16 protein-coding genes are annotated in these 18,619 nt (G+C 61.0%); 8 read left to right on the top strand and 8 right to left on the bottom strand.

The window, feature by feature from the left end; translation table 11 throughout:
- Positions 1–122: 122 nt before the first annotated feature.
- A complete protein-coding gene (locus tag ACM6IV_RS15135) occupies positions 123–740 on the bottom strand; it encodes a C40 family peptidase (protein ID WP_016985978.1) in 618 nt (205 codons plus the stop codon).
- 249 nt (positions 741–989) lie between these two features.
- On the opposite strand from ACM6IV_RS15135, the gene ACM6IV_RS15140 reads away from it, so the two are divergent.
- On the top strand, positions 990–1,421 hold the full coding sequence (locus ACM6IV_RS15140) for an NINE protein (protein WP_414870597.1): 432 nt from the start codon (positions 990–992) through the stop codon (positions 1,419–1,421).
- Between the two features lie 84 nt (positions 1,422–1,505).
- Here ACM6IV_RS15140 and ACM6IV_RS15145 read toward each other — a convergent pair whose 3' ends face one another.
- From ACM6IV_RS15145 to gshB, 7 genes are all read right to left on the bottom strand, one after another.
- Positions 1,506–2,777: a dihydroorotase gene (locus tag ACM6IV_RS15145; protein ID WP_414870598.1), complete on the bottom strand. Its 1,272-nt coding sequence runs from the start codon at positions 2,775–2,777 to the stop codon at positions 1,506–1,508.
- On the bottom strand, positions 2,774–3,778 hold the full coding sequence (locus ACM6IV_RS15150; protein WP_007913665.1) for an aspartate carbamoyltransferase catalytic subunit: 1,005 nt from the start codon (positions 3,776–3,778) through the stop codon (positions 2,774–2,776). Before ACM6IV_RS15150 ends, ACM6IV_RS15145 begins: the two co-directional genes overlap by 4 nt.
- Before the next feature lie 27 nt (positions 3,779–3,805).
- Positions 3,806–4,312, bottom strand: a complete 507-nt coding sequence (gene pyrR / locus ACM6IV_RS15155; RefSeq protein WP_016985973.1) for a bifunctional pyr operon transcriptional regulator/uracil phosphoribosyltransferase PyrR — start codon at positions 4,310–4,312, stop codon at positions 3,806–3,808.
- 81 nt (positions 4,313–4,393) lie between these two features.
- Entirely contained in the window at positions 4,394–4,831 is a 438-nt protein-coding gene (gene ruvX, locus ACM6IV_RS15160) for a Holliday junction resolvase RuvX (protein ID WP_414870599.1), read from the bottom strand.
- Positions 4,831–5,403, bottom strand: coding sequence for a YqgE/AlgH family protein (locus tag ACM6IV_RS15165; protein WP_414870600.1), 573 nt, complete (start codon positions 5,401–5,403; stop codon positions 4,831–4,833). The genes ruvX and ACM6IV_RS15165 overlap by 1 nt, the downstream gene beginning before the upstream one ends.
- A 172-nt stretch (positions 5,404–5,575) precedes the next feature.
- The gene (locus tag ACM6IV_RS15170) at positions 5,576–6,475 is read right to left on the bottom strand and encodes an energy transducer TonB (protein ID WP_414870601.1); all 900 of its coding nucleotides are present in this window, start codon (positions 6,473–6,475) and stop codon (positions 5,576–5,578) included.
- Positions 6,476–6,582: 107 nt separating this feature from the next.
- A complete protein-coding gene (gshB, locus tag ACM6IV_RS15175) occupies positions 6,583–7,554 on the bottom strand; it encodes a glutathione synthase (protein WP_414870602.1) in 972 nt (323 codons plus the stop codon).
- A 225-nt stretch (positions 7,555–7,779) separates the two neighbouring features.
- On the opposite strand from gshB, the gene pilG reads away from it, so the two are divergent.
- The 7 genes from pilG (at position 7,780) to ACM6IV_RS15210 (ending at position 18,614) form a co-directional block, all read left to right on the top strand.
- Positions 7,780–8,184: a twitching motility response regulator PilG gene (pilG, locus tag ACM6IV_RS15180; protein ID WP_007913673.1), complete on the top strand. Its 405-nt coding sequence runs from the start codon at positions 7,780–7,782 to the stop codon at positions 8,182–8,184.
- A 60-nt stretch (positions 8,185–8,244) separates the two neighbouring features.
- Positions 8,245–8,610, top strand: a complete 366-nt coding sequence (gene pilH, locus ACM6IV_RS15185; RefSeq protein ID WP_122596931.1) for a twitching motility response regulator PilH — start codon at positions 8,245–8,247, stop codon at positions 8,608–8,610.
- Positions 8,611–8,620: 10 nt separating this feature from the next.
- Positions 8,621–9,160: a chemotaxis protein CheW gene (locus tag ACM6IV_RS15190; RefSeq protein ID WP_414870603.1), complete on the top strand. Its 540-nt coding sequence runs from the start codon at positions 8,621–8,623 to the stop codon at positions 9,158–9,160.
- Between the two features lie 143 nt (positions 9,161–9,303).
- Positions 9,304–11,352: a methyl-accepting chemotaxis protein gene (locus tag ACM6IV_RS15195; protein WP_034153650.1), complete on the top strand. Its 2,049-nt coding sequence runs from the start codon at positions 9,304–9,306 to the stop codon at positions 11,350–11,352.
- 11 nt (positions 11,353–11,363) lie between these two features.
- Positions 11,364–17,273: an Hpt domain-containing protein gene (locus ACM6IV_RS15200; RefSeq protein WP_414870604.1), complete on the top strand. Its 5,910-nt coding sequence runs from the start codon at positions 11,364–11,366 to the stop codon at positions 17,271–17,273.
- Positions 17,266–17,736, top strand: a complete 471-nt coding sequence (locus tag ACM6IV_RS15205; protein WP_414870605.1) for a chemotaxis protein CheW — start codon at positions 17,266–17,268, stop codon at positions 17,734–17,736. Before ACM6IV_RS15200 ends, ACM6IV_RS15205 begins: the two co-directional genes overlap by 8 nt.
- Positions 17,737–18,248: 512 nt before the next feature.
- Positions 18,249–18,614, top strand: a complete 366-nt coding sequence (locus ACM6IV_RS15210) for a DUF6124 family protein (protein ID WP_414870606.1) — start codon at positions 18,249–18,251, stop codon at positions 18,612–18,614.
- The last annotated feature ends 5 nt before the right edge of the window (positions 18,615–18,619 follow it).

Raw genomic sequence — 18,619 nt, forward strand, 5'->3', positions numbered from 1 at the left:
CTGGCCCCTTCGCGAGCAAGCCCGCTCCCACATTGGATCTGTGTCGTACACAAATACATTGTGGGAGCGGGCTTGCTCGCGAAGGCGTCAGTGCTAGCGAAATAACTTGTGGATCAGTCAGCTCAGCGCTGAACCACGCGCATCTGGCTCTGTTCTTTCGGCAACACACGCTTGGCCACCACGTAATGCTGCTGCCAGTACGGCTTGTTCAACGTATCGATGCTCACCGCTTTGCCACGTCGTGGCGCGTGGATGAAGCGGTCGTTGCCCAGGTAGATGGCAACGTGGTTGACCCGACGGCTTTTGATGTTGAAGAAAATCAGGTCGCCCGGCTTCAGATCCTTGCGCTCGACTTTCTCGCCGTGGCCGCTGGCCATGGCGTTCGAGGTGCGTGGCAGGTCGAATGTGGCGTCGTTGAACGCGTATTTCACCAGACCGCTGCAATCGAAGCCTTTACTTGGGCTGCTGCCGCCCCAACGATAAGGTGTACCGAGGACGTTGACCGCACGGCTCAGCACATTGCTGCTTTCCTTGCTTGCCATCGGTGGCACCAGCTTGCTGTGGCTCTTGCTGCTCAGCGTGGTGGTTTTGCTTTTGCTGCTTTTGCTCGACGGTGCCGAAGCATGGGATTTAGGGGTGAAACCGTTAACGTTGGGAAGACGTTGCTCACGATTGGTGGCGTGGGCGGCCAGTGGCATTAATAGGCAGATGGTTAGCCATGTCTTGAAAAATGGTCGCATTAGGCGTGGCTCTTAAGTGATAGCGCGCAACTTTATAACAGCTTTTTTGTCCCTTCCGAGTCCGTTGGTCGATTCAACAGGTGGGCAACGGAACCAAATAAGCGGGAGATTGACGCGATTGTCGGACAGAAGTCCGGTGCCACAAGGCTTTGCGCAGGATGTAACAGTGAAGAGCCACTTGTCGGCTCGACACAAAAAAGTCACACAAAGTCAGAAAAAATTTATCTATCGAGGCAAATGAGGTCATCCATGAACCGCTATCAACAGGTTACGCAACCCCAGGATACGCACAGCAAGGTGATCGGCTATCTGCTGTGGATTTTCGGTTTTACCGGCGCTCACCGTTTCTATTACGGCAAGCCGGTGACCGGGACGATCTGGTTTTTTACCTTCGGTTTGCTCGGCATTGGCTGGTTGATCGACTTGTTTCTGATCCCGGCAATGGATCGTGAGGCGGATCTGCGTTTCACCGCAGGGCCGATCGAGTACAACGTGGCGTGGATTCTGCTGACGTTCCTGGGAGCACTGGGTGTGCACCGGATGTATCAGGGCAAGTGGATCAGTGGCCTGATCTATCTGCTGACGGGTGGGTTGTTCTTTCTGGGGGTGCTGTATGACTTCTGGACGCTGAATGATCAGGTGTCGGTGCGTAACGCCGAAGGCAGAGGCGCTTTCCAATAAAGCTTCGCGAGCAAGCTCGCTCCCACAGGGTTCGCGGTGATCCTTGTGGGAGCGAGCTTGCTCGCGAATGGGGGCAACCCGGTATCAAGCCTGGTGGCTGATCCGCCCATCCACCAGGGTGTAGCGAACCACACCCGGCAAAGTGTGCCCAATGAACGGGCAATTCTCACCCTTCGACAACCAGCCTTCACCGGCCACCGTCGAAGCCTGCGGATCGAACAGCACGATATCCGCCGCACCGCCCACCGCCAGTTTGCCGGCCGGCAGGCGCAGCGCCTCAGCCGGGCCTGCGCTCAGCCGCGCCAGCAGGGTCGGCAGATCGAGCAAACCATCCTCAACCAGCGTCATCGCCAGCGGTAGCAGCAACTCAACGCTGCTGATACCCGGCTCGGTCGCGCCGAACGGTGCCAGTTTGGCATCACGCTCGTGCGGCTGGTGATGGCTGGAAATCGCCGAGACCACGCCGGACTTCACCGCTTCACGCAAACCATCGCGATCCGCACGCGTACGCAGCGGCGGCTGCACGTGATACAGGCTGTTGAAGTCGATCAGCGCTTCGTCGGTCAGAATCAGTTGATACAGCGCAACATCCGCCGTCACCTTCAAGCCACGTGCCTGGGCCTGAGCGATCAGGGCCACGCCGCGAGCGCTGGTCAACTGGCTGAAGTGCGCACGCACGCCGGTCTGCTCGACCAGCAACAGATCACGGGCCAAGGCCACGGTTTCAGCGGTTTCCGGAATCCCCGGCAGGCCGAGGAAGCTGGCAACCGCGCCTTCATGAGCCAGACCGCCCTCGGCGAGATCGTGATCCTGCGAGTTGAAAATCACCGTCAGGTCGAACGTCGCCGCGTATTCCAGCGCCCGGCACAGGGTGCGGGTGTTGCGGAAGCTTTCGAGGCCGTTGCCGAACGCTACGCAACCGGCATCGCGCAGGGCAACCAGTTCGGCCAGTTGCTCGCCGTCCAGACCTTTGCTCAGCGCGCCAATCGGGAACACCTTGGTGTTGCCGGCTTCGCGGGCGCGGTCGAGGATCAGCTCGGCCACGGCGGAGGTGTCGAGCACCGGTCTGGTTTTCGGTGGGCAGCACAGACTGGTGACACCGCCGGCGGCGGCCGCACGGGTCTCGCTGACGATCGAACCTTTGCGGCTGTAGCCCGGCTCGCGCAGGGCCACGTTCAGATCAACCAGGCCCGGAGCGGCGACAAGGCCTTGGGCGTCGATGGTTTCTACTGCCGTGAAACCGGCTGGAGCGGCGCCGAGGGCGACGATCTTGCAGGCTTCAACGTGAATGTCGGTGACTTGATCCAGGCCGCTGCTTGGATCGATGACGCGTGCGCCGAGAATGCTGAGCTTCACTGGGCGTTCTCCTGCTCGAATTGGCGCTGGGCGGTTTGCCCGCTCATGGCCATGGACAGCACGGCCATACGAATTGCGATGCCGTAAGTCACCTGGTTGAGGATCACCGAGTGCGGGCCGTCGGCCACTGCGGACTCGATTTCCACGCCACGGTTGATCGGGCCCGGGTGCATGACGATGCAATCGGGTTTGGCCCCGGCCAGACGCGCGGTGGTCAGGCCGAACAGGCGGTAGAACTCGCCTTCGCTCGGCAGCAGGCCGCCGGTCATGCGTTCACGCTGCAAGCGCAGCATGATCACCACGTCGACGTCTTTCAGGCCTTCGGTCATGTCGGTGTAGACCTTCACGCCGTATTGCTCGATGCCGATCGGCAGCAGGGTTTTCGGCGCGATCACGCGGATGTCCGGGCAGCCGAGGGTTTTCAGCGCGAGCATGTTCGAGCGCGCCACCCGCGAGTGGAGGATGTCGCCGACGATCGCCACCGAGAGGTTTTCGAAACCGCCCTTGTGCCGACGGATGGTGAGCATGTCGAGCATGCCCTGGGTCGGGTGAGCATGACGGCCGTCACCGCCGTTGATGATCGCCACTTGCGGGCAGACATGTTCGGCGATGAAGTGCGCGGCGCCGGAATCACCGTGGCGCACGACGAACATGTCGGCGGCCATGGCTTCGAGGTTGCGCAGCGTATCGAGCAGCGTTTCACCTTTACTCGCCGACGAGGTCGACACGTTCAGGGTGATCACGTCCGCCGACAGCCGCTGGGCCGCCAGTTCGAAGGTGGTGCGGGTGCGCGTGGAGTTTTCGAAGAACACGTTGCACACGGTCTTGCCGCGCAGCAACGGGACTTTCTTCACCGCCCGGGCACCGACTTCGAGGAACGAGTCGGCAGTGTCGAGGATTTCCGTCAGCAACTCGCGGCGCAGGCCGTCGAGCGAGAGGAAGTGGCGCAGCTGGCCCTGATCATTGAGCTGCAGCGGGCGCTTGGTATCTAGAGGCGTCATCGCGAGGGGGACTCTCAATAGGGCGGATTAAAGGTTGAAGTCTTGCAGTTCCAGCGTCAGCGGCTCGGGGCCGGACAGCTTCACCCGTTCGTGAGCAGCCAGCGACAGCGTCGCGCCGACCACGTTCGGGCGAATCGGCAGTTCACCGGCGTCCAGGTCCAGCAGGCAGACCAGGGTCACACTGGCCGGGCGGCCGTAGTCGAACAATTCGTTCATGGCGGCGCGGATGGTGCGGCCGCTCATCAGTACGTCGTCGATCAACACCAGATGCTGGCCTTCGATCTCGAAGGGCAGGGCGGACGGACGGACTTGCGGGTGCAGGCCGTTCTGGCTGAAGTCGTCGCGGTAGAAGGACACATCCAGCGTGCCCAATGGCGCGTCGCTGCCCAGTTCCTTGAGCAAGGCCTGCGCGACCCAGATGCCGCCAGTACGAATGCCGATGTAACGTGGCTCGCTGATTTCACGTTGGGCAAGGTGCGCCTTGAGGCGGGTCGCCATCTGGCTGATCAGATCGGCGGGATTGGGCAGGCTCATGGTTGCTCCTTGTTGAGTCCGAGCGGCGTCCTGCCGGACGAGGCTCGGGTTATAACCAAAAGAAAAGCGCCGAAGCGCTTGTCAGGATTCAAACAATGCAGTGTTTTCATCGAGCCAGCCCTGCAACAGCAGGGCGGCGGCGATGGCGTCCACCGGGTTGTCGCGGTAACTGCCTTTCTGCCCGCCACGGGCCAGGCGCTCGCCTTTGGCCTCGAACGTGGTCAGGCGCTCGTCATGGGTATAGAAGGGCAGGTTGAAGCGGCCGTTGAGGCGGCGGGCGAATTTCTCCGCGCGTACACACATGTCGCTCGGGGTGCCGTCCATGTTCAACGGCAGGCCGACGACCACAGCGTCGGGTTTCCACTCCTTGACAAGAGCTTCGACCTGGTTCCAGTCGGGAACGCCGTTCTGTGCCTTCAACGTGCACAGCTCGCGGGCTTGGCCGGTAATGACCTGGCCGACCGCGACGCCGATCTGTTTGGTGCCGTAGTCGAAGCCGAGAATCAGGCGCAGGGCCATCAGGCGTGACCTGCCTGGCTGGTGAGCAGATTGAGGTCGATCCCCAAGTGCCGCGCCGCCGCTTCCAGGCGCAGTTCGCTGCTGGTGTTGAACAGGATGTCGGCGTCGTAGGGGCAGGTCAGCCAGGCGTTGTCGGCGAGTTCCGCTTCAAGCTGCCCGGCTTCCCAGCCGGCATAACCGAGGGCAATCAGGCTTTTCGCCGGGCCAACGCCGTCAGCGATGGCGAACAGCACATCCTGCGAAGTCGACAGGGCCAGATCGCCGTCCAGCTGCGCGGTGGCCTGGAAGGACTTGCCCGCCGGGTGCAGGACAAAACCGCGATCGGTCTGCACCGGGCCGCCAATGAAAATCGGTACGTGCTGGCACAGTGCTGGCGGGTCGATGTCCGGGCGCAATTGCTCGAGGATGTCGGCCAGATTCAGCTCTTGCGGCCGGTTGACCACAATCCCCATCGCGCCATTGGCCGTGTGCTCGACGATGTAGGTCAAGGTGTGGGCAAAGTTCGGGTCGGCCATGTGTGGCATGGCGATCAGGAAGTGATGCTTGAGGTAGCTGGGGCTGACGTTTTTCATGTGCGCTAGTGTGGCGTCGCAAGGGCGAACTGACAAGCTGAGGATCAGAGAGCAATGAAGATCAAATGTGGGAGCGAGCTTGCTCGCGAAGGCGGCCGGTCAGGCAATATCAATGGTGCATGTGCCGGCCTCTTCGCGAGCAAGCTCGCTCCCACAAGGTTTCTGTGGTGTGTCAGTTGCTCGAGAGTTTGTCGCCCCGGGCAAATTTCCAGGTGCGAATAATTTCCAGGCGATCGATATCCGACAAGTCCCCGGTAAACGGCGCAAACGGTGCCGCCAACCGGACGATGCGCTGCGCCGCCTGATCCAGCAGCGGCTGGCCGGACGATTCCAGCACCAGCACTTCGTACAGCGAGCCGTCGCGATTGATCGAGACCATCAAGCGCAAATTGCCGTAGATCTGCTTGCGCCGTGCCTCTTCGGGGTAATTGAGGTTGCCGATGCGCTCGACCTTCTTGCGCCAGTCGTCCTTGTACCAGGCGCCCTTGTCGCGCATGGTCGACGCCGCGCTCAAGCGGTGGATGCGCGGGCGCTTGGCGTACAGCTGTTGTTCCTTGGCCAGTTCGGCTTCGAGGCTGGCGATGTCGCTGGACAGCTGCGAGCTGTCGAACTCTGGCGCATCAACCGTCGGTTTGACCTCGGTTTTGCTTTCTTCTTTCTTGGTGGGCGCCTTTTTCGGCTTCGGCGCGACGGTGGTCACCGCAGCCTTGGGCGCGGCTTCCTGCACTTGCGGCTTGGCGGCCGGTGGCGGGGTGACTTTCTTGACCTGATTGTCCTGAAACGGCGCCACTTCTGTGGTCTTGGGGGTCGCCTTCTTGTCCAGTGTGCCGCTGCCTTCCTGGTTTTCCTGGGCGAGAAAGTCAGCCTTCTCCGGCTTCTTTTCGCTCTTGAAGGTGGCGAGGGTGATTTCCAGGGTTTTGCTGATTTGCTTGGGCTCGACCATGGTGAAGCCGACGCCGAGCAGCAGCGCCAAATGGATCAGCGCGGCGAGAAACAGGGTAAATCCGAGGCGATCGGCCGGGCGCACGCCACGGTGGGCGAGTTCAGCGGGCAGATCGGACGGGAGGGTCATGACAAGAAAACCAACATCGCGTTTTTCAGAGGCTGCGCATGATAACGCAATGTTGGTTTCGCGCCTTGGGCTTCACGCTTCAAGCGACAGACTGCATGTGACGTGCATCAAGCTTGTGGCTTTTTGCCGGCGGCTTGCAGCTTCTGGGCGATGGCATCCATCAGCATGCCGCCGATATCCGTGCCAAACGCATTGTCGATTTCACGGATGCAGGTCGGGCTGGTGACGTTGATTTCGGTCAGGTGCTCGCCGATGACATCAAGGCCGACAAACAGCAGGCCTTTCTCGCGCAGCGTCGGGCCGACCTGTGCGGCAATCCAGCGATCCTTGTCGGTCAGCGGACGCGCTTCACCGCGGCCGCCGGCGGCGAGGTTACCACGGGTTTCGCCGAGTGCCGGAATCCGCGCCAGGCAGTAATCCACCGGCTCGCCATCGATCATCAGGATGCGCTTGTCGCCATCGACGATGGCCGGCAGGTAGCCCTGAATCATGATCTGCTGCTTGCCGTGCAGGGTCAGGGTTTCGAGGATTACCGACAGGTTCGGGTGGCCGGCGGTGTGGCGGAAGATCGACGAACCGCCCATGCCGTCCAGCGGCTTGAGGATCACGTCGCCGTGATGGTCGGCGAATTCACGCAATACATCCGGGCGACGGCTGACAATGGTCGGCGGCGTGCACTGCGGGAACAGCGTGGCGAACAGCTTTTCATTGCAGTCGCGCAGGCTCTGCGGCTTGTTCACCACCAGTACGCCGGCGGCTTCGGCCTGTTCGAGCAGGTAGGTGGAGTAGACGAACTCCATGTCGAACGGCGGATCCTTGCGCATCAGGATCACGTCCAGATCGCTCAGCAGGTTGTCCTGTTCAGCGTCCAGTTCGAACCATTTTTCCGGGTTGGCGAAGACCTTCAGCGGCTTCATGCGCGCCCGCGCCTGACCTTCGGCCTGATACAGGTCCTTCTGTTCCATGTAGAACAGTTCCCAGCCACGCTTCTGCGCGGCCAGCAGCATGGCCAGCGAGCTATCCTTTTTATAGGAGATGCTGGCGATAGGGTCCATGACAATCCCGACGCGAACGCTCATTGGGTTTTCCTCGAAAATTGGCTACCGGATCGGTATTGAAAAAGTGCCGCCAGAGTGGCGCCGGGCGGGTTTTCGGTCAAGGAAAAACCCGTCGATAGATTGCATCTGGAGACTGTGCTAAAAAGGCTGCCATGCAGTGCTGGCCCTTGAACATCAAGGGTTTCCAGCCATCAGTCATCGCAAAACGGACAAATTGATTCGCAAAGGCGACGGTAGAGCCCTCTTATGGAACAGCAGTCCAGCGCCTTGAAGGTCATGGTGATCGACGACTCGAAAACGATTCGTCGCACCGCCGAAACATTGTTGAAGAATGTCGGTTGCGAAGTGATCACGGCGATCGACGGTTTCGACGCCCTGGCCAAGATCGCCGACAACCATCCCGGGATCATTTTTGTCGACATCATGATGCCGCGTCTGGATGGTTATCAGACCTGCGCTTTAATCAAGAACAACAGTGCGTTCAAGGCCACACCGGTGATCATGCTGTCATCGCGCGACGGGCTGTTCGACAAGGCCAAGGGGCGCATTGTCGGTTCTGATCAATTTTTGACCAAGCCGTTCAGCAAGGAAGAACTGCTCAACGCGATTCAGGCCCATGTTCCGGGCTTCGCCGCCGTTTTGCCGCAGTAACACACGTACAGAGACGCGCGGCCAGCGGGCCGGACGTCGACAAGAAAAATGGGGAAAACCATGGCACGTATCCTGATCGTCGATGATTCGCCGACTGAAATGTACAAACTGACCGGCATGCTCGAAAAGCACGGTCATGAAGTGTTGAAGGCCGAAAACGGCGCCGACGGTGTGGCCCTGGCCCGTCAGGAAAAACCCGACGCCGTGCTGATGGACATCGTCATGCCCGGCCTCAACGGTTTTCAGGCGACCCGCCAGTTGACCAAGGATGCCGACACCAGCCACATCCCGGTGATCATCATCACCACCAAGGATCAGGAAACCGACAAGGTCTGGGGTACCCGTCAGGGCGCCAAGGATTACCTGACCAAACCGGTCGATGAAGAAACCCTGATCAAGACCCTGAACAACGTACTCAAAGGCTGATCGCACAACCATGAGCGAATCGCTGACCGCGTTCGAACTGCTCTGGCAGATCGACCAGCGCTGCCGCTTGCTGGCGGCGGACTTGCCGTCGCAACCGGCGCGTCAGGATCGCTGGAGCGGCATCGGCTTTCGCCTCGGTGAGCATTGGTACGTGGCGCCGATGGGCGAAGTCAGCGAAGTGCTGCACGAACCGCGCTTCACTCAGTTGCCCGGGGTCAAGCCGTGGGTCAAGGGTGTGGCTAACCTGCGTGGGCGCCTGCTGCCGATCATGGACCTTTGCGGTTTCTTCGGCCATGAGCTGTCGCCGTTGCGTAAACAGCGACGGGTGTTGGTGGTCGAGCATGGCGATGTGTTCGCCGGACTGATGGTCGATGAGGTGATCGGCCTGCAGCATTTTGAGCAGGGCAGCTTCGAGCCGATTTCGCTCAGCAAGCGCCAGGGTTCGAAGGCCGAGTTCGTCAAAGGCTATTTTCGGCGCGAGCAGAACTGGCGGGTGTTCAGCCTGTTTGCGTTGGCGAAATCCCCGGTGTTCATGAGCGTCGCAATCTAGTCGAACCAACAGAGAACCCATGTGGGAGCGGGCTTGCTCGCGAATACGGGCTGACATTCAACATTGATGCTGGCTGACCCACCGCATTCGCGAGCAAGCCCGCTCCCACATTGGACCGTGGCAGGTTTCATAGGCGAGGACCGATGACAAAAGCAAAAACAGGCAAGCCGGCGGAAGGTTCGCGCAGTCGCTCGCAGATCATCGTGCTGTTCATCGCACTGATCGTGTTCATCATGCTGCTGTTCGCCAACTTCGCTTACCTCAACACTCAAGCGAACTACGACAAACAGTACATCGGCCACGCCGGTGAGCTGCGCGTGCTCTCGCAACGCATCGCCAAGAACGCCACCGAAGCCGCCGCCGGCAAGGCCGCTGCGTTCAAATTGCTCAGCGATGCGCGCAACGATTTTGCCCAGCGCTGGGGTTATCTGAAGAAAGGCGACCCGGCCACCGGCCTGCCACCAGCACCCGCCACCGTGCGCCCGGAAATGCGCGCGGTGCAGCTGGACTGGGAACGCCTGCTGAAAAACACCGACGCGATTCTTTCCAGCGAGCAGACTGTGCTGTCGCTGCATCAGGTCGCCGCGACCCTGGCCGAAACCGTGCCGCAGTTGCAGATCGAATACGAAAAAGTCGTCGAAATCCTCCTCCAGCGCGGCGCACCGGCAGCGCAAGTGGCGATGGCCCAGCGGCAGTCGCTGCTCGCCGAGCGCATCCTCGGCGCGGTCAACACCGTGCTTGCCGGTGATGAAAACTCGCAGCAAGCCGCCGATGCCTTTGGCCGCGACGCCACCCGTTTCGGCCAAGTGCTCAACGGTATGCTGCAAGGCAACCCGGCGCTGAAAATCAGCCAGGTCGAAGACCGCGACGCCCGTGCGCGTCTGAGTGAAATCTCCGAGCTGTTCCAGTTCGTCTCCGGCTCGGTGGATGAAATCCTCGAAACCTCGCCGGAGTTGTTCAAGGTCCGTGAATCGGCGAGCAATATCTTCAGCCTCTCGCAAACCCTGCTCGACGAAGCCTCGCACCTGGCCACTCGCTTCGAGAACCTTGCCGGCGGACGCAACACCGACACCATCGGCGGCTATGTCCTCGGTTTGCTGGCGCTGGCCTCGATCATCCTTATCGGTCTGGTCATGGTCCGTGAAACCAACCGGCAACTGCGCGAAACCGCCGAGAAGAACGAGCGCAACCAGAACGCGATCATGCGCCTGCTCGATGAAATCGAGGACCTTGCCGACGGCGACCTCACCGTGACTGCCTCGGTGACCGAAGACTTCACCGGCACCATCGCCGACTCGATCAACTACTCCGTCGACCAGTTGCGCGATCTGGTCGCGACCATCAACCTCACCGCCGGCCAGGTTGCTGCTGCGGTGCAGGAAACCCAGGCCACCGCCATGCACCTGGCCCAGGCCTCGGAGCATCAGGCCCAGCAGATTTCCGAAGCCTCGACCGCGATCAGCGACATGGCCGAATCCATCGATCAGGTTTCGGCCAACGCCGCCGAGTCTTCGGCGGTGGCGGAGCGTTCCGTGGAAATCGCCAACAAGGGCAACGAGGTGGTGCACAACACCATCCACGGCATGGACAACATTCGTGAACAGATTCAGGACACTGCCAAGCGCATCAAGCGTCTCGGCGAGTCGTCGCAGGAAATCGGCGACATCGTCAGCCTGATCGATGACATTGCCGACCAGACCAACATCCTCGCCCTCAACGCGGCGATTCAGGCGTCGATGGCCGGTGATGCCGGGCGCGGTTTCGCCGTGGTCGCCGATGAAGTGCAGCGCTTGGCCGAGCGCTCGTCTGCCGCTACCCGGCAGATCGAAACCCTGGTGCGGGCGATTCAGACCGACACCAACGAAGCGGTGATCTCGATGGAACAGACCACCACCGAAGTGGTGCGCGGCGCGCGACTGGCGCAGGATGCCGGTGTGGCCCTGGAAGAAATCGAAGGCGTATCGAAGACCCTCGCGGCGCTGATTCAGAGCATTTCCAATGCGGCGCAGCAGCAGACCTCTTCTGCCGGGCAGATCTCGCTGACGATGAACGTGATCCAGCAGATCACCTCGCAGACCTCGTCGGGTTCCACGGCCACTGCGGAAAGCATCGGCAACCTGGCGAAAATGGCCAGTCAGTTGCGGCGTTCGGTGTCCGGGTTCACCTTGCCGGCAGCGACAGATAAGGCGTGAGTGGAGTGGTTATGGGTGATCGGCACGACTATGTGGCCCTCGAATGGGTCAAAGGCGAAATTGCCGAAACGCTGAAGCTGGCGCATCAGGCGATTGAAGCCGTGCTTGATGATCCGCAGGCCTTTCCCGGGCTGGACGAGTGCCTGGCGTACATCCATCAGGTCCACGGCAGTTTGCAGATGGTCGAATTCTACGGCGCAGCCTTGCTCGCCGAAGAAATGGAACATCTGGTCGAAGCCTTGCAGCACGAGCGCGTCAGCCATCGCGACGAAGCCCTGCATCTGTTGCTACAAGCCCTCGGGCAATTGCCGATCTACCTCGATCGCGTACAGAGCGCCCGGCGGGATCTGCCGCTGGTGGTGTTGCCGTTGATCAATGATCTGCGCAGCGCCCGTGGCGAAAGCCTGCTCTCGGAAACCAGTCTGTTCAGCCCGCAACTGCCTGAGCTGGCACCGCTGAGCGCAGAAGCCCTGGCGCTGCTTGAGCCGGCAGAGCTGCCGAACGTGCTGCGCAAACTCCGCCAGACGCTGCAAATGGCCTTGGTCGGTTTGCTGCGCGAGCAGGATGACCAGACTCACCTCGATTATCTGGCCAAAGTCTTCACCCGTCTCGAAGCGCTGAGCGGTGATTCGCCGCTGAGCCCGCTGTGGCAAGTCGCCTCGGCACTGGTCGAAGGCATGCGTCAGGGCGTCATCGCCAACAGTCCGGCGTTGCGCAGCCTGTTCAAGGACGCCGACAAACAGCTCAAGCGCCTGCTCGAACAAGGCATGGCCGGCCTCAATCAGGCGCCACCGCCAGAACTGCTGAAAAGCCTGTTGTTCTATATTGCCAAAGCCGAACATCCCACCGGGCAGATGCTGACCATGAAAGATCGCTACTCCCTGGACGACGCGTTGCCCGACAGCGCGATGGTCGACGAAGAACGCGCGCGCCTGGCCGGACCCGACCGCGATGCGATGCGCTCGGTGCTCGCTGCGTTGTGTGAAGAGCTGGTGCGGGTCAAGGAACGCCTCGACCTGTTCGTGCGCAGTGACCGTCAGCACACCTCGGATCTGGAAAGCCTGCTCGCACCGCTGCGGCAGATCGCCGATACCCTCGCCGTGCTCGGTTTCGGCCAGCCGCGCAAAGTCATCATCGATCAATTGGCCGTGGTGCTCAGCCTCGCCCAAGGCCAGCGTGAACCGAACGACGCGATCCTGATGGACGTTGCCGGTGCGCTGCTCTACGTCGAAGCGACGCTGGCCGGAATGGTCGGCACGGTCGAACCGGAAAGCCCGGAAGACTCGCGCCTGCCGACTACCGACCTGACGCAGATCCATCAGATCGTCATCAAGGAAGCGCGCATCTGCCTGCAACAGGCCAAGGACATGATCGTCGACTACATCGACGCCGATTGGGATCGCCAGCACCTGCAACCGTTGCCGGCGCTGCTGACTCAGGTGCGCGGTGCGCTGGCGATGATTCCACTCAGCCGTGCGGCGAGTCTGGTCGAAGCCTGCAATGGTTTTATCCGCGAACATTTGCTGCTTGATCCGCATGAGCCGGGTTGGGAACAACTCGATCATCTGGCCGATGTCATCAGCAGCCTTGAGTATTACCTCGAACGCTTGAGTGACGACCCGCACGCACCGGGCGAACAATTGCTGGATGTCGCGCAGAAGTCCCTCGCCAGTCTGGGTTTCTTTCCCGATGAGCAGCCCGGCGCGCAGCATGTGCCAGTGCTTGAAGACGTTCTCAGTCCCAGCGAAGCGCTGGTAATGCAGGACATGCAGGCGCTCGATGATCCGGAAACCGTGCAGTCGCTGGCCGACGTCCTGGCCAGCCCGGTTTCGGCGCTCAACCCGCCGGCTCTGATTACTCCTGGCAGCCTGATGCCGCCACCGGCCGATGAAGAGCCGGTCGACGATGAACTGCGCGAAGTGTTTCTCGAAGAGACCGACGAGGTCCTCGAGGTTCTCCACGAATACCTGCCGCGCTGGTCGGCCAATCCGCAGGATCGCGCCGCGTTGACTGAACTGCGCCGCGCCTTTCACACCTTGAAGGGCAGCGGGCGCATGGTCCGTGCGTTGATCCTTGGCGAGCTGGCGTGGTCGGTGGAAAACCTGCTTAACCGTGTACTGGAACAAAGCGTCGAACCCGGTTCGGTGGTACAGCAACTGCTCACCGACACCGTGCTGTTGCTGCCCGAGTTGATCAATGAATTTGCCACCAACCGCCAGCGTCAGCGCAGCGATGTCGATCAACTCGCCGCCCGCGCTCACGCCTTGGCCAAGGGTGACGAGCCGCTGGCCGCCGAAGATGTCGACGATGTCGCAGCGCTCGATCCGCTGTTGCTGGAGATCTTCCGCAACGAAGCCGAAACCCACCTCGCCAGCCTCAACCGTTTTCTCGATCAGGCCGCCGAGCATGTGCCGTTGCAGGCCAGTGACGAGTTGCAGCGCGCCTTGCACACGCTCAAGGGCAGTGCGTCGATGGCCGGCGTATTGCCGATTGCCGAACTCGCTGCACCGCTCGATCAACTGGCCCGCGAGTTCAAGGCGCACCAGTTGCCGCTGGACCTCGACGAAGTGGAGTTGCTACTCGAAGCCGAGGGCTTGTTCCGCGTCGGCCTGCGTCAACTCAAGCATGATCCGCTGGCGCCGATTGTCGGCGCGCAGTCGCTGATCAAACGCTCGGAAACCTTGCTCACCGAGCGCCTGGCGTCGATCCTCGATGCGCCCAATACCGGCCTGCGGATCAAGCGCGATCCGCAACTGATCAATAACTTCCTCGCTCAAGGCATGGACATCCTGCTGGATGCGGAGAGCCTGCTACAGCGCTGGCAACAACACCCCGGCGAGCGCCAGGAACTCAGCGCCTTGCTGGATGAACTGACCACCCTCGGCGAAGGCGCGCATTTGGCGGATTTGCTGCCGGTGGATGTGTTGTGCGAAGCCTTGCTCGATCTCTACGGCGCCGTGGAAGAAAGCAGCCTGGCGGTCAGCGAGCAGTTTTTCCAGGAAGCGCAGAACGCCCATGAAGCGCTGATCAACATGCTCGATGAACTGGCTGCCGGTCAGGAAGTCACGCCGCAGCCAGAGCGGATTCGGGCGTTGCATGATCTGCTCGATCAGAGCCTCGATCCTTCTTCCATGGGCCTGATTCGCAGCGATGGCAGCCGCACCCTGAGCATCCGTGAACTGGGCAGCGCCACCGCTGAGTTGCAGCAAAAGGCAACGGCGCTTGAACCCGATGACGAGATCGTCGAGATCTTCCTTGAAGAGGCGGTGGACATTCTCGACAGCTCAGGCCAGGCCCTGCAGCGCTGGCTGAACGACCTGGACAACACAGCGCCACTGTCCTCGTTGCAGCGGGATTTGCATACGCTCAAGGGCGGCGCGCGGATGGCCGAAGTCGAGGCGATTGGCGATCTGGCTCAAGAGCTGGAAAGCCTTTACGAAGGTTTGGTCGATCGTCGTTATCACTACAGCGAAAGCCTGGGGCGCTTGCTGCTCAAGAGCCATGACCGCTTGGCGTTGTTGCTTGATCAACTGCAAAACCATCAGCCGCTGACCCCGGCGCAGGATCTGATCGACGTTATTCGTCAGGTCCGCCAAGGCCAAAACGTTGCCGAAACTCCAGCTGCACCCGTCGATCACGACAGCGCTGGCCACGATCCGGAACTGCTGGAGATCTTCCTCGAAGAAGGCTTCGACATCATCGAAAACTCCGGCGCCGCGCTGCTGCGCTGGCAGGCGGAGCCTGGCAATCGTCAGGAAGTGGAAACCCTGCTGCGCGACCTGCACACCCTCAAGGGCGGCGCGCGAATGGTCGAAATCGGCCCGATCGGCGACCTCGCCCATGAGCTGGAATACCTCTACGAAAGCCTTTCCACCGGGGCGTTGCAGCCCTCGGCGGAACTGTTTGCGCTGGTGCAGCGCGGCCATGATCGTCTGGCGCAAATGCTTGATGGCGTGCGCGCCGGGCAACCGTGCCCGCCGGCGGATCGGCTGATCAATGCGATCCAGAATTTCAGCCACCCGGTGACGGTAGAAACGCCGCCAGTGCTACCTGTGCCGGTCAAGACTGACGCGGCGCCGCCGGCTGCCGACGCCGGCGCGGACATGGTCAAGGTCTCCGCCGAACTGCTCGATGAGCTGGTCAATCTGGCCGGCGAAACGTCGATCTTCCGGGGCCGTATCGAACAGCAAGTCAACGACGCACAGATTGCCCTGAACGAGATGGAAACCACCATCGAACGGATGCGCGATCAGTTACGCCGGCTCGACACCGAAACCCAGGGGCGGATTCTCAGCCGTCAGCAAGTCGATGCCGAACGCCTCGGCTACGAAGAATTCGACCCGCTGGAAATGGACCGCCATTCGCAGTTGCAACAACTGTCGCGGGCGCTGTTCGAATCCGCCTCTGACTTGCTCGACCTCAAGGAAACCCTCGATCGCCGTAATCACGACGCCGAGAACCTGTTGCAGCAACAGGGCCGCATCAACACCGAGTTGCAGGAAGGCCTGATGCGTACGCGCATGGTGCCGTTCGAGCGTATGTTGCCGCGCCTCAAACGCATCGTCCGCCAGGTCGCTGAAGAGCTGAACAAAGACGTCGCCTTCGTCGTCGGCAACGCTGAAGGCGAGATGGATCGCAACGTCCTCGAACGCATGGCCGCGCCGCTGGAACATATGCTGCGCAACGCCGTTGACCATGGTCTGGAGTCCGCCGAAGTGCGGCTGGCGGCGGGTAAACCGGCGCAGGGCACGATAAGCCTGGACCTGTCCCGCGAGGGCGGCGACATCGTTTTCGATATTCGCGACGACGGCGCCGGGGTGCCACTGGAAGCCGTGCGCAAGAAGGCGATCAAACGGGGGCTGCTCGCGCCAAATGCCGAGATCAGCGACCGCGACGTGTTGCAGTTCATCCTGCAGCCGGGGTTTTCCACTGCGGAGAAGATCACGCAGATTTCCGGACGTGGCGTCGGCATGGACGTGGTCCATGAAGAGGTCCGCCAGTTGGGCGGGACCATGAGCATCAATTCGGTGCCGGGGCAAGGCGTGCATTTCCGTATTCGTCTGCCGTTCACCGTGTCGGTCAACCGCGCGTTGATGGTGCAGTGTGGCGAGGATCAGTACGCGATTCCGCTGAACACCATCGAAGGCATTGTTCGCGTGTTGCCGAATGATCTGGAAGGGCATTTCCGTCAGGATCCGCCGCGCTATCAGTACGGCGGCCAGACCTATGAGCTGTGCTACCTCGGTGAACTGCTGAAAACCGCGCCACGGCCGAAACTGCTTGGCCAGAACCTGCCGTTGCCGGTGTTGCTGGTGCATTACAACGACCGGCACATTGCGGTGCTGGTGGATACCATGGCCGGCACCCGCGAGATCGTGGTCAAGAGCCTCGGCGCGCAATTCGCGGCGGTGCAGGGCGTGTCCGGGGCGACGATTCTGGGCGATGGCCGGGTGGTGCTGATTCTTGATTTGCTCGCGCCGATTCGGGCGATGCAGGCGCGGGTTGTGCAGACGCCGACGCTGCCGGAGCTCGACAGCGAACCGCAGAAACCGCTGCTGGTGATGGTGGTCGACGACTCGGTCACGGTGCGCAAGGTCACCAGCCGTTTGCTCGAGCGTCACGGCATGAACGTGCTGACCGCCAAGGACGGTGTCGACGCCATGTTGCTGCTGGAAGAACACATGCCCGACCTGATGCTGCTCGACATCGAAATGCCGCGCATGGACGGCTTCGAAGTCGCCACCCGAGTGCGCAACGACGAACGCCTGCAACACCTGCCGATCATCATGATCACCTCACGCACCGGGCAGAAACACCGCGACCGCGCCATGGCGATCGGCGTCAACGATTACCTCGGCAAGCCGTATCAAGAGTCGGTGCTGCTTGAAAGCATTGCCCAGTGGAGCAAGAAACATGGATGAGCGCCGACATAATCAACGCAGCAGCCAACTCACCGGGTTGCTGCTGCCGCTGGCGGATCGCAATCTGATCCTGCCCAACGTCGCCGTTGCTGAGCTGATTGACTATCAGGCCAGTGCGTTCGATCTGGACACACCGCCGTGGTATCTGGGGCGAGTGACGTGGCGTGAGCGGCAGATTCCGTTGCTTAGTTTTGAGTCGGCATGCGGGCAGAAAATCGTTATTGGCGAGCGGGCGCGGATCGTGATTTTGAATGCGCTGGGCGGGTTGCCGGAGTTGAAGTTCATTGCGCTGCTGGTGCAGGGGATTCCGCGTTCGTACAAGCTTGATAGCCAGTTGAGTTATGTCGACGTGCCGTTGTGTGGGCTGGAGCAGGCGGCGGTGCAGATCGGGGAGCAGGTGGCGAAGGTGCCGGATTTGTTGGGGTTGGAGAAGTTGTTGGTGGATGCGGGGCTCGTTGACTGATCTGGAATCTTCAGTGTTCTGACTGGCCTCTTCGCGAGCAAGCCCGCTCCCACTGGGGATTTGTGTCGTGCACAAAACCTGTGGGAGCGGGCTTGCTCGCGAAGGCGGCAGCTGCATCGCCAGATCCCTACAGGAAAATTCCCGATTTCTGCAGCGCAATAAACACCTTCCAGCACAGCTGTTTAAAGACACTCAGTGTTACGTCCGACAGCCTACAAATCCTTGCGCCGCTGCCTACGCATGCACCAGAATCCGCCGGCTTGTGCGCCCTGGGCATGCTGCGTAACTTGATTCCGTCACTGATTTCCAGTGATCGGGTTTAGTAGCCCGTCATATTTGGGGCGTATAGCTCATCAGACAGTCAGGTACTCCATACCTGCACTTTATGGTGGTTGTGCGCAGGGCGCTTCGGCGCGCCGGTTTCCCAGATCCCCGGTCTACTAACCTGCGCACAGCTGCCTCCACTTCTTTTAGTAGAGAAGCGGTGGCTAGCCTGAATGAGGATCTGGTAAATGTTCAAAGTAACGCCTAACCCGCCGGTCTCCGACCCGGCATCCCCCTACGAATCCCCCGATTCGAAGAAATTCCACGAAGCCGCCGAGCGCGCCCTCGACCATTACCTCGGCCCGACCAACGCCGACCTGATGGCCACGCCTTACACCCCCAACACGCTGTACATGGCCAATCCCAATGCCGACACCGAATCCCTGCTGGCCGACGCCAGTGAAACCCTCGGCTCGGCTACGGTCATGCTCAACAACCATGCGGCAACGGTGGACGGCACGCACCGCAAGACTGTGCAAGGAATTGCGCAGGTGGTGATGGTGGCGGAGATGGCTGTGAATCGTGTGTTGGATAAGTTGGTGCCGACGGAGTGACTTAA

Source organism: Pseudomonas sp. IT-347P, assembly GCF_949768005.1.
GTDB lineage: Bacteria > Pseudomonadota > Gammaproteobacteria > Pseudomonadales > Pseudomonadaceae > Aquipseudomonas.